At 60.5% G+C, this 12,029-nt stretch carries 11 protein-coding genes; 3 read left to right on the forward strand and 8 right to left on the reverse strand.

The window, feature by feature from the left end:
* Window positions 1-237: 237 nt before the first annotated feature.
* On the forward strand, window positions 238-951 hold the full coding sequence (locus ACZRKZ_RS04125) for a UTRA domain-containing protein (protein WP_463980772.1): 714 nt from the start codon (window positions 238-240) through the stop codon (window positions 949-951).
* Window positions 952-1,666: 715 nt separating this feature from the next.
* Here the strand turns inward: ACZRKZ_RS04125 and ACZRKZ_RS04130 are convergent.
* From ACZRKZ_RS04130 to minC, 8 genes are all read right to left on the reverse strand, one after another.
* Window positions 1,667-3,013 (reverse strand): amidohydrolase, encoded by a 1,347-nt coding sequence (locus ACZRKZ_RS04130; RefSeq protein WP_463980773.1) that lies wholly within the window; start codon window positions 3,011-3,013, stop codon window positions 1,667-1,669.
* 50 nt (window positions 3,014-3,063) lie between these two features.
* The gene (locus ACZRKZ_RS04135; RefSeq protein ID WP_463980774.1) at window positions 3,064-5,223 is read right to left on the reverse strand and encodes a mechanosensitive ion channel family protein; all 2,160 of its coding nucleotides are present in this window, start codon (window positions 5,221-5,223) and stop codon (window positions 3,064-3,066) included.
* 73 nt (window positions 5,224-5,296) lie between these two features.
* Window positions 5,297-5,473: a hypothetical protein gene (locus tag ACZRKZ_RS04140; RefSeq protein ID WP_178114425.1), complete on the reverse strand. Its 177-nt coding sequence runs from the start codon at window positions 5,471-5,473 to the stop codon at window positions 5,297-5,299.
* A 107-nt stretch (window positions 5,474-5,580) separates the two neighbouring features.
* Entirely contained in the window at window positions 5,581-6,870 is a 1,290-nt protein-coding gene (locus ACZRKZ_RS04145) for a M18 family aminopeptidase (protein WP_463969744.1), read from the reverse strand.
* Window positions 6,871-7,033: 163 nt separating this feature from the next.
* Entirely contained in the window at window positions 7,034-7,669 is a 636-nt protein-coding gene (locus ACZRKZ_RS04150) for an RluA family pseudouridine synthase (protein ID WP_463969745.1), read from the reverse strand.
* A gap of 96 nt (window positions 7,670-7,765) precedes the next feature.
* A complete protein-coding gene (gene minE / locus ACZRKZ_RS04155; RefSeq protein ID WP_003175252.1) occupies window positions 7,766-8,020 on the reverse strand; it encodes a cell division topological specificity factor MinE in 255 nt (84 codons plus the stop codon).
* Between the two features lie 3 nt (window positions 8,021-8,023).
* On the reverse strand, window positions 8,024-8,836 hold the full coding sequence (gene minD / locus ACZRKZ_RS04160; protein WP_463980775.1) for a septum site-determining protein MinD: 813 nt from the start codon (window positions 8,834-8,836) through the stop codon (window positions 8,024-8,026).
* Window positions 8,837-9,046: 210 nt separating this feature from the next.
* Window positions 9,047-9,784 (reverse strand): septum site-determining protein MinC, encoded by a 738-nt coding sequence (gene minC, locus ACZRKZ_RS04165; protein ID WP_463980776.1) that lies wholly within the window; start codon window positions 9,782-9,784, stop codon window positions 9,047-9,049.
* A gap of 121 nt (window positions 9,785-9,905) precedes the next feature.
* Between minC and ACZRKZ_RS04170 the strand changes: the two genes are divergently transcribed.
* Both ACZRKZ_RS04170 and ACZRKZ_RS04175 read left to right on the forward strand, forming a co-directional pair.
* Window positions 9,906-10,841 (forward strand): lipid A biosynthesis lauroyl acyltransferase, encoded by a 936-nt coding sequence (locus tag ACZRKZ_RS04170; protein WP_463980777.1) that lies wholly within the window; start codon window positions 9,906-9,908, stop codon window positions 10,839-10,841.
* Window positions 10,842-10,873: 32 nt separating this feature from the next.
* The gene (locus ACZRKZ_RS04175; RefSeq protein WP_463980778.1) at window positions 10,874-12,022 is read left to right on the forward strand and encodes a patatin-like phospholipase family protein; all 1,149 of its coding nucleotides are present in this window, start codon (window positions 10,874-10,876) and stop codon (window positions 12,020-12,022) included.
* Window positions 12,023-12,029 lie beyond the last annotated feature (7 nt).

Raw genomic sequence — 12,029 nt, forward strand, 5'->3', positions numbered from 1 at the left:
CTGTGTCGTTTTTTGCTGCCCCGTACAGGCAGTTTCCGGGTAAGCGTAGACCATGCCCAAGTGCCCGTAAGCCTTGGACTTGGCCGATGTCTTGCAGGTCTTGTGGAAGAGCGTCGCAAGGCGCTGTCATCTGTCGGTCATGTGCAATGCCTAGGCTTGCTCGCAGTGAAAGTGACGAATTTCAGGGATGTTTTTTGCACCCAGACAGTGCTGGTCTAGTCCAGATAGGTAACGTTGATGCGTGATGAGGCAACCAAAGCGGTGACGACCATTGGCCTGGCGCTGCAAGAGCAGATCGACCACGGCCTGCTGCCGCCCGCCAGCAAACTGCCCGCCGAGCGCAAACTCAGCGAGTTGTTTGGTACCACCCGGATTACCGTGCGGGAAGCCTTGTTACAACTTGAGGCCCAGGGGCAGATTTATCGCGAGGAGCGCCGGGGCTGGTTCGTCTCGCCGCCCAGGCTTGCGTACAACCTGATGCAGCGTAGCCACTTTCACGCCATGGTCAGCGCCCAGGGCCGGGTGCCTTCCACTGAAGTGATTTCGGCGCGCCTGCAACCGGCTTCGGCGGCGGTGTGTGCGTGGTTGCAGCTGCCGGCGTTGTCCAGCGTGATTCAGATTTGCCGGGGGCGCAGGATTGATGGGCGGTTGGTCTTGTATGTCGAGCACTACCTTAATCCGCAATATTTTCCGGGGATTTTGGAGTGTGATTTGAATGAGTCGATGACTGAGTTGTATGCGCGCGATTATGACTTGCACTACGGGCGGGTGCGGTTTGAGATTGTTCCCACGTCTTTGCAGGTTGAAGCTGCGGCTGCTTTACGGGTGTCTGTTGGGAGTCCGGGATTGCGGATTGCTCGGGTCAATTACGATCAGTATGAGCGGTTGATCGACTGTGACCTTGAATTTTGGCGCCATGATGCGATTCATGTTGGGGTAGATGTGGTCTGAGCGCTGGCCTGGAGTTTGCGGTCGTCCGGGGAGGATACATATCCGTTGCTGCGGTAACGGCCACCTAGGGTTACGGCCTTACGGCGTGTCACTTTCGAAAAACCGGAGTGCCGGCCCTGACGAAAGTAGCCAAAGCGCTACTACCCTACCTATCGGCGCCTCACCTAGGCTCGGCGTGCCCTCACTCCGGTTTTATGGGTAGGCAGATCAAGAGCCAGCGCCCATCTGCTTTTCTGTAGGCGCGAGGGGGAGGCCTAGTTCTTGCTCGCGAAGAGCCTGAGGGCTCCGCGGTGATTCAGGAAACCAGCGTCATCGTTAACGACCATCGCGAGCAAGCTCGCTCCTACAGTGGGCAGTGGGCAGTGGGCATGGGATCTGCTCTTGCTTCTCACCACTCAGGTCGGCTACCAGGCCGCCGTGCTTTTGATCTTGATCTTAGGCGCCCCGTTAACCACGATGGCTGAACGCAGGCATTGCTCCGTGGGTAAACCGGCAGGACGCCGGTTTAGCCGCGCTGGGCCAAGGATGGCCCATCGCGGCGGCCCACGGAGCAATGCCGGAGTGAAGGCATGCCGAGCCTAAGCGAGGCACCAAGTGGTGGGGCAAGAGCGCTTTGGTTACTTTGCCGCTTTTGCAAAGTGACACGCCGTAAGGGCGTAACCCTAAGCCGCCGTTACCGCAGCAACGGATATGTCCCCGCAAAATCCCCCACCCCTCAAGGCCGCGCATTCTCATACAAATAATCCGTAGCCAACGAAGCCAGCGTCCTCACCCCCACCACCAACGCCGACTCATCCACAAAGAACCCCGGATTATGATTTGGCGCCGCCTTGCTCATATCCTGATCCCGCGGTGTCACCCCGAGGAACACAAACAACCCCGGCGCCTCCTTGGCATAAAAGGAAAAGTCCTCGGCCCCGCCTACCAGCGGCCCCTGGACGACATCACCGTTGGCCGCCCAACGCAGGCTCGGCAGCATCTTCTCCGTCAGCGCCGGGTTGTTGATGGTCGGATCGTACTTCTCAATGATCGTCACCTCAGCCTTGGCGCCGCCACTTTCAGCAATCTTTTCCACGGTCTGGCGCACATCCGCATGCAGTTTCTGGCGGATGCCATAGTCGTAGGAACGAATGGTGCCGCTCATCTCCACGGACTCGGGGATGATGTTATAGCGGGTGCCGCCATTGATCGTGCCGATGCTCACCACCGACGGAAACGAAGAAATATCGGTACGCCGGCTGACCACCGTTTGCAGGCCGACAATGGTTTGCGCGCCCACGGTGATCGGGTCGATACCGTCCCATGGTCGTCCGGCGTGGGTCTGTTTGCCGAGGATCTTGATGCGCAGGTCGTCAGAGCTGGCCAGGGTCGGGCCCGGGCGATAGGCGATGCGACCGGCGGGAACGCCTGCCCACACATGCAGGCCGAACACCGCGTCTGGCTTGGGTGATTTCATCACGCCTTCTTGCACCATCATCTTCGCGCCCCAGGTGTTTTTGCCGTCGGGGATGAAGTCGCTCGGACCTTCTTCAGCAGGCTGGAAGTAGAACACCACGGTGCCGGGCAGGCGGTCGCGCATGCCGGTGAGAATTTTCGCCGTGCTCAGCAAGATCGCGGTGTGGGCGTCGTGGCCACAGGCGTGCATTACGTCGACTTCCTTGTCTAGGTACACGCCTTTGGCTTTCGAGGCGAAGGGCAGGTCGGAGACTTCCTTGACTGGCAGCGCGTCCATGTCGGCGCGCAGGGCGACGGTCGGGCCGGGCAGGGCGCCTTTGAGGATGGCGACCACTCCGGTGCGGGCGACGCCGGTTTTTACTTCCAACCCCATCTCCCGCAGTTGCTTGGCCACAAGCTCGGCGGTGCGTTTTTCGGTGTTGCCCAGTTCGGGATGGGTGTGGATGTCGCGCCGGGTTTCCAGCAGGGCCGGCTCGAGAATTTTCGCCTGGGCGGCGATTTCTTCCCGGGCGCTGTCCTGGTCGCTGCTGGCGGCAATCACCGCACTGCTGGCGACGCCACAGAGCAGGCCTAATACCCATTGATGTCTAAAACCGGTTAATCGCATAGGGACTTCTCCATGATTATTGTTGTGGGTCCGCGGCCGTCTGGTAGCGCTTACTCTTTCTCCTGGGCACCACCCGCCGCCGTCACCACCTGCACACTCAAGCGCGGTGTCGCCAGGTCCAGCCCGGCTTCGTCCAGGTGCCGCTTGAGGGACAGGTTGAATGCCCGCGACACTTCCCACTGCTTGATGGGCGCGGTCTTGAAGCGTGCGCGAAGAATCGCGCTGCCGGACTCGAAACTTTCCACCCCCTGGATCTCCAGTGGCGACCAGATGTTGCGGCGCTGCAGCGGATCGTTGCGCATTTTCTGGCCAACATCGCGCATCAGCTTGATGGCGTCGTCGATTTCCATGTTGTAGGGAATGGCCACCCGGAAGATCGCGTAGCCGAACTCACGGGAGTAGTTCTTGATGCTTTTGATTTCACTGAACGGGATGGTGTGGACAATGCCGTCGATATCCCGCAGGCGCACGGTGCGGATAGTCAGGCCTTCGACGGTGCCGAGGTGGCCGCCGACGTCGACGTAGTCATCAATGGCCAGGGAGTCTTCGATGATGATGAACAGGCCGGTGATCAAGTCCGCCACCAGGGACTGCGCGCCGAAACCGATGGCCAGGCCGATCACGCCGGCACCGGCGAGCAGCGGCGTGACGTTCATGCCCATGTTCGCCAATGCGACGATGGCAGCAATGATAAAGATCGTCACGAACAGCACGTTACGAATCAACGGCATCATGGTTTGCGCACGGGCGTTGGCCAGGCCTTTGCGCGAATGGGTCAGGGCGTGGTGGATCGCGGTGTCGCTGAGGATCCAGATCAGCCAGGCGAACAGCAGCGTGCCGGCGAGACCGAACAGCTTGACGCTGACTTCATGGCCATCGCCTTCGGTAAAGCGAATCAGCGACAAGCCCCAGACCCGCAGGCCCAGTTCGATAAACACCAGCCACACCAGCAGATGGACGAGGGTGTAGACGAAGCTTTTCAGGCGCTCGGAATACAGCGCGTGGCGTTTGTGCCCGCGCTGCGGCTTGAGAGAATGACGGCGCACCAAGCCGTTGATCACCATGCACAGCACCAGCAACACCGTGCAGAGCAAGGATTGGCGCAGAGCGGTACTGGTGTCGCCCGCGGAGACGAAGGTGGCAAACAGCGAGATGCCTACCAGTAGCAGCGCGGGCAGGTACCAGAAGGTGCCGATGATTGAGAGGGTGTCGCTCAGGGCGCGGTGGGTCAGGCGCCGGGACAGTGGCTGGTTGCGGATCAGGTGGGCGATGGGGCGGCGAAAGCGCAGGATGAACACGCCGGTGGACAGCGCGGCCATTACATTGGCGATGGTCGCAGCGGTGTGGGCCAGGTGCGCACCCAGGCTGTCGGTCAGGCGCGGGTCGCTAAGGGCTTCGCCGAAGGCAGCAAAGCTGCCGATCAGCCACAGCGGGCGAAAGGCCTGGTGGCGCAGGATGTACAGTGCCCGACGGCGGTGTGGGCCATCCAGTACGGAAAACGCTACTACGCAGATCGCCGAGAAACAGGTGCCCACCACCAGGGCGTAGGCCAGCACCATCGCTAGGGATTTGCCCAGGGACGACGGCAGCGCGTAGCTCAGGTAAACGGTGATCACCAGGGCGATCAGCCACGGACCTAGTTTGCGCAGGGCAAAGCGCAGTATGTCCCAGGTTTTGGGGTGTTGCGGCAGTTCTTCGGTAAGGCCGAAGCGCATCCGCACCCGAGAGCTCAGCCAGATCAGCGCGGCTGCCAGCAGGCTCCAGAGCATCAGAATCATGGCAAAGCCAAAGATAATCGGCAGCCACTCACTGGTCGGCAGCATCAGTGCGGCCAGTTCATCCTTGGCCTGGTCAACCTCGCTGGACCAGCGGCTCAGCGGGCTGTTGGCACCGGAGAACTGTTGCTCAAGGCTCGCCAGGGTACCGCCAATAAGGCCGAGCACGCCTTGCTCGACGGCGGGTTGAGCTTTTTTTGTGGTCTCGCGCAGCTTCTTCAGATCGCTCAGCAGCTTGGTGCGCTGCTGGTCGTTTTCCAGGGTCTTGATGACTTCGTCCAGGGACTGCCCCAGCGGCACATCGGCCTGCGGCTGGGTTTTAGTGGTGCTGCCCAGAATGCCCGGTAAACCGACGGCCTGGGCTGGGGCCATGGGCAACAGGGTCAGCAGGCAAAGAAGCAGGCAGTACGGCAGGGTAAACAGACGGGCAAGCACGAGGCGGTCAACCTTGAAAACGACAGATTGGCCGAGTGTACGAGGCGGCTATGCCCAATGCGAGTGCATTTGTTTATTCGGCGAGTTTGGCGAGGATCTTGTAAACCACGGTGCCGAGGATCAGCAGCATGCCGACCCACATGCCAAACACACCGACATTCTTGTCGCGGAAGTTGAAGCCGACGGCTAGCAGGATCATGCCCGTGAGGATAGGGATAAGCATGGCGTGGAAGGCTTGCATAGTGATCATCGGGCGACGGCCTTGTCGAAGAGGGATGCAGATAAGTCTAGGCGGGTTTGTGGGAAGTGGGGTTGATGTGAGTCAGAAAGGAGGGAGCAAGCTCCCTCATCATCCGATCACGGCAAATCGCGACTCGCGTAAAACGCGCTCAACACTTTCACCAGGTGCGCCAAATCATGGCTGCCGCACAACTCACGAATCGAGTGCATGGCAAAGGTTGGCAGGCCGATGTCCACGGTGCGCACGCCCAGGTGACTGGCAGTGATCGGGCCGATGGTTGAGCCGCAGCCCATATCGCTGCGCACCACAAAGCTTTGCACCGGTACTTCTTCGGCCATGCACAAGTGGCGGAAGAACCCGGCGGTCTCGCTGTTGGTGGCGTAGCGCTGGTTGCTGTTGACCTTGATTACCGGGCCAGCGTTGAGTTTTGGGCCATGGTTGGCGTCGTGCTTGTCGGCGTAGTTGGGGTGTACGCCGTGGGCGTTGTCGACGGAAACCAGCAGCGACTTCTGGATGGTGCGTACGAATTCATCACCTTCGGGCAGCAGGCGACGCAGGGTCTGTTCCAGCATCGGGCCGTCGGCACCGCAGGCGGAGCAAGAGCCAACTTCTTCGTGGTCGTTGCACACCAATACGCAGGTTTCTTCGGTCTCGGCAGTCAACAAGGCTTGCAGGCCGGCGTAGCACGACAGCAGGTTGTCCAGCCGCGCGCCGGCAATAAAGTCGCCGTGCAGGCCGATCACAGCCGCGCTTTGGGTGTCGTAGAAACTCAGCTCATAGTCGAGGACCACGTCGGCGTTCAGGCCATGCTCGCGGGCCAGTTGGTCGGTGAGCACGGCGCGAAAGTCCACGCGCTCGTCACCGGCAAACTGCGCGAGGATTGGCGGCAACTCGGTCTGGGCATTGATCGCCCAGCCCTGGTTGGCTTCACGGTTCAGGTGAATGGCCAGGTTGGGGATGATGGCGATAGGCAGCTTGAAGTCGATCAGTTGGCTTTCGACCTTGCCGTCCCGGCGGAAGGTGACGCGGCCGGCCAGGGACAGGTCGCGGTCGAACCACGGAGCCAGCAGCGCGCCGCCGTAGACTTCCACGCCCAACTGCCAGAAGCCCTGGCGTTGCAACTCCGGTTGTGGCTTGACTCGCAGGCACGGGCTGTCGGTGTGGGCGCCAACCAGGCGGATGCCGTCTTGCAGGGGTGAATGGCGGCCAAGCTTGAAGGCGATGATTGAGGAGTCGTTGCGGGTCACGTAGTAGCGACCATTGGCCTCGGTGGTCCAGGTTTCGCGCTCATCAAGACGCTGGAAACCAGCTGCTTCCAGGCGCTGGGCGAGGGCGGCAGTGGCATGAAAGGGGGTAGGGGAGGCCTTGAGGAAGTCGATCAGGCCTTGGTTCAACGCTTCGCGCATAAGTAGCTCCAGACAGCAATGGCGCGAGTTTACCGTATTGGCCCAGCCGATTCATTGTAGGAGCGAGCTTGCTCGAGAAAATCACCAGCGATAACGCGGGTATTCTGGATTTGCGGGAGCAAGAACTAGGCGTCCCCCTCGCTCAGGTAACCGTATTTACCCTTTAGAACGGTGCCGGGCACTCAAAGCGCAAGCGCTCGCCGCTTTGCGGATGGGTAAAACTCAACATGCTTGCATGCAGGCACAGGCGCGGCCACGCAGCCAGCGCCTGCTCATGGGCGTACAAGCCATCGCCGAGCAATGGATGCCCGATGGACAGCATGTGCACCCGCAATTGATGCGAGCGCCCGGTAATCGGCGTCAGTTCAACCCGGCACCAGTCCCCGCAACGCTCCAGGACTTTCCAGAAGGTCAGGGCGTTCTTGCCGAACTCGTGGTCCACCACATGCCGGGGCTTGGTCGGCGGGTCGTAGCGCAGCGGCAGGTCGATGCTGCCGCTGTCCAGTTCCGGCTGGCCCCAGCACAGCGCGGTGTAGGCCTTTTCAGTTTCGCGGTCGTGGAACTGGCGAGACAGTTCACGGTGGGTGTCGGCATCCCGCGCCAGGAGGATGATTCCCGAGGTTTCCCAGTCCAGGCGATGGACGATGCGGGCTTCGGGGTAGCCGTTTTCCTGCAGGCGGGTGATCAGGCAGTCCTTGTTATCGTCGGCCCGGCCGGGCACGGACAGCAACAGGGTAGGCTTGTTCACTACCAGGACAGCGGCGTCCTGGTGAAGGATATGGATATTGGACAACGGCATTAAAACAGCCTCGTAACAAACGCCAACGGCGGCTCGGCCACCTCGACCCCGCATGGGGTAAAAGTGCCCGAGCCGCCGTGGCGACCGCCTTTTCGATCAACGATCAGGCAGGGTGATATTGAGTTCCAGAATCGAGCAGCTGCCGTCGTTTTCCAGAGCGACATGCACATCATCGTTGCCGATATTGACGTACTTGCGAATCACCTCTACCAGTTCCTTCTGCAAGGCTGGCAGGTAATCCGGCGTGCTGCGTTGGCCGCGTTCGTGCGCCACGATGATCTGTAGACGCTCTTTCGCTACCGACGCGGTGCTTGGCTTTTTATTGGCACGAAAGAAGTCAAGAAATTTCATTGTTTAGTTGCCTCCAAAAATACGCTCGAAGAATCCCTTCTTCTGTACATCGAGGAAGCGATGTTCCACGGTCTTGCCCAGCAAACGATCGACGGCATCGCTGTACGCCTGGCCGGCGTCGCTCTGGTCATCGAGAATCACCGGGACGCCCTGGTTGGAGGCCTTGAGCACTGCCTGGGATTCTGGAATGACGCCCAGCAGGGTCACTGCCAGGATGTCCTTGACGTCTTCAACGCCAAGCATTTCGCCTCTGCTCACACGCTCCGGGTTGTAGCGGGTCAGCAGCAAGTGTTCCTTGATTGGCTCTTCGCCTTTCTCGGCACGGCGGGATTTGCTGGCCAACAGGCCCAGCATGCGGTCCGAGTCACGTACCGAAGACACTTCCGGGTTGGTCACGACGATGGCTTCATCGGCGAAGTACATCGCCAGGTGAGCACCGGTCTCGATGCCGGCCGGGGAGTCGCAGACCACGTACTCAAAGGTTTCCTTGAGATCCATCAGGACTTTTTCCACGCCTTCCTTGGTCAGCGCTTCCTTGTCCCGGGTCTGGCTGGCGGCCAGTACATACAGGTTCTCAAGGCGCTTGTCCTTGATCAGGGCCTGGCTCAGGGTCGCTTCGCCGTTGACGACATTGACGAAGTCGTACACCACACGGCGTTCGCAGCCCATGATCAGGTCGAGGTTACGCAAGCCGACGTCGAAGTCGACGATGACTGTCTTGTGGCCGCGCAGAGCGAGGCCGGTACCGATAGCGGCGCTGGTGGTGGTCTTACCCACACCACCCTTGCCGGATGTAACCACGAGAATCTTGGCCAAGGTGTTTCACCCCTAAGGAAAAAGGACTTTCTAGCCCCTGAAAAACATCTCTTGAAACCCGCTGCAGGCGGACAGCCTGTGTAGGAATAAGCTGAAAAAGGTGCGGTTTACCGGAAGGAAACGCCACCTGCTGATTATTCCTACTCAAGTTTTGCCGTTTTCGCTGTGCTATCAGAGTTTAGAGATGCTTGGAAAATGCGGCAGTATCCGTTAAAGACGAATGATGTTCAACACATCACCCGACAGGCTGATTTGTACCCCGGCCCCCCACAGCGGATCACGGCGCAAATCTTCTGAAACCTTGTACTGGCCTGCGATGGACACTAGCTCAGCGGTCAATTGCTGGCAAAAAATACGGGCCTTGGTGTCACCCTTGATGCCGGCCAGTGCGCGACCGCGCATGGGGCCGTATACATGGATGTTGCCATCGGCGAGAAGTTCCGCCCCGGGACTGACCGGGGCGATCACCACCAGGTCGCCGCCCTGGGCGTAAATTTGCTGCCCGCCGCGTACGGGGGAGGTGATGATCTTTGTAGGCTTGATCATCGGCTCCGGCGGCTTTTCCGGTTTTTTCTTCGCATCGCCTTCCCGCGGGTCGATCGGGCGCTCGCGGGCACCGGACGGTGGCAGTACTGGCAGTTCAATGGCGATGGCCGCTGCAATGTCTTCAATACGGTTGGCACGAATGGCCAGGGTGCGCAGGCCATGCTGGCGGCACACACGCATCAATCCAGGCAGGTCAACCGCACCCTGGCCGGCTGGCAGTTTGTCCAGGGCCAGCACCAGTGGGGCGTTGTTGAAGAAATTCGGCGCCAGGGCGACCTTGGCGGCGAGCTGGCGGTCCAGGGCGTCAAGGTCATTACGGGCCAGTTCCAGCACGGTAATGGCGAGCATGCTGCCTTTGAGCTGGAACACGGGATCTTGGTCTAGCGGGTCGGTTTGGCTCATGGTCGGCATTAAAGCGGCTTGTCACGAAAAGTGTCGAGACTTATAACGAGAACATCCGCAAGCCGCAAGCCGGGTCGAACCGTTGTAGAATGCGCGGCCCTTGTCTTTACCGGAATCTGTAATGGATCGCCCGCGTTTTCGAGCTGTATTTTTTCACCCGCGTTTTTGGCTGTTATGGCTGGGACTCGGTCTGCTGTGGCTGATCGTGCAGTTGCCGTATCGGGTTTTATTGGGGATTGGCCGCATCCTGGGTGCGGGGATGTACCGGGTAGCCGGTGAACGGCGGCGTATTGCCGCGCGAAACCTGGAGCTGTGTTTCCCGGAAAAGTCCGCCAAAGAGCGTAAACATTTGCTCAAGGAAAACTTTGCTTCCACCGGCATCGCCTTCTTCGAGATGGCCATGAGCTGGTGGTGGCCCAAGCCGCGCCTGGCGCGCCTGGCCCATGTCGAAGGCCTGGAACACCTCAAGCAGGCCCAGCTTGAAGGCAAGGGCGTTATTCTGATGGCCCTGCATTTCACTACCCTGGAAATCGGCGCCGCCTTGCTGGGGCAGAAGCACACCATTGATGGCATGTACCGCGAACACGGCAACCCGTTGTTCGACTTCGTCCAGCGCCGTGGCCGCGAGCGGCATAACCTCGATTCCCTGGCCGTGGAGCGTGAAGACGTGCGCGGCATGCTCAAGCTGCTGCGGGCCGGCCGAGCGATCTGGTATGCACCGGACCAGGACTATGGCGCGAAGCAAAGCATCTTTGTGCCGTTGTTCGGCGTTCAGGCGGCGACGGTCACTGCCACCAGCAAGTTCGCCCGTCTGGGCAAGGCCTTGGTGGTGCCCTTTACCCAGGAACGCCTGGCTGATGGCAGCGGTTACCGACTGGTGATCCATCCACCGTTGACCGACTTCCCTGGTGAAACCGACGAAATCGACTGCCTGCGCATCAATCAGTGGGTTGAAGCCTCCGTGCGCGAATGCCCCGAGCAATACCTGTGGACCCACCGCCGCTTCAAGAGCCGGCCACCGGGCGAACCGAAACTGTACGAAAAGCGCCGCCGTTGATTCGTAGCCTTTAAGCACCATGGAGTGATGCAATGCGTTCAGCGGAACCGGTCACAGGCTTGATTCTTTCCGGCGGCGGGGCGCGAGCGGCCTATCAAGTGGGGGTGCTGGCGGCGATTGCCGAACTGCTGCCGCCGGGTGCAGCCAATCCATTTCCGGTGATTGTTGGCACGTCGGCGGGGGCGATCAATGCGGTCAGTCTGGCCAGCGGTGCCATGGACTTCACCGCCGCTGTCGAGCGGTTGACCGCGTTCTGGCAGGGCTTTCGCAGCCATCTGGTACTGCGCAGCGACTGGCCTGGGGTGATCCGCCAGGCGAGCCGATTCGTCACGCACAGCCTGTTGGGCCTGGGCGCGCAGGTGCCGGTGGCGCTGCTCGACAGCTCCCCGCTGCGGGATCTGCTGCTCAACAAGCTGCAACTGGAAGGCATCGACCGCGCCATCCGTCACAAGCAGCTGCACGCTGTTGCGGTGACCGCCTTTGGTTACGAATCGGGGCAGGCCGTGACTTTCTATCAGAGCGGCGGCGCCATCGATGCCTGGCTGCGTCATCGACGCATCGGCCTGCCCACCCAATTGACCGTTGAACACCTGTTGGCCAGTTCGGCCATCCCGTTGCTGTTTGCGCCGGTCAAGCTCGATCAGGAATATTTCGGTGATGGCGCGGTGCGCCAGTCGGCGCCGATCAGCCCGGCGCTGCACCTGGGGGCGACTCGGGTGCTGGTCGTGGGCGTCAGCGGCAACCCGCGTAGCCCTGACCCGCAAAATCCCTTGCAGCGCAGTTACACCGGTCAGGAACCGACCCTGGCGCAGATCGGCGGGCACATGCTCAACAGCACGTTCATCGACAGCCTGGAAAGCGATATTGAATTACTGGAACGCTTGAACCATTTCAGCCATCTGCAACCCGCTGACAGCGCCATCCACGGTCTGTCGCCGGTGGAAGTGCTGGTGATCGCGCCGAGCCAGCCCATCGATGAAATCGCTGCCCGTCATCGCCAGGAATTGCCGGCAGCGTTGCGCCTGTTTTTGCGTGGACCGGGGGCAACCAAGACCAGCGGGGCGGGGGTGCTCAGTTACTTGCTGTTCGAGGCGGGGTATTGCAGCGAGTTGATTGAGTTGGGAAGGCGGGATGCGTTGGCCAAACGCGAGGAGTTGCAGCGGTTTCTGGGCCTGTCCTGACCTTCTG

This window comes from Pseudomonas sp. c313 (assembly GCF_055407145.1).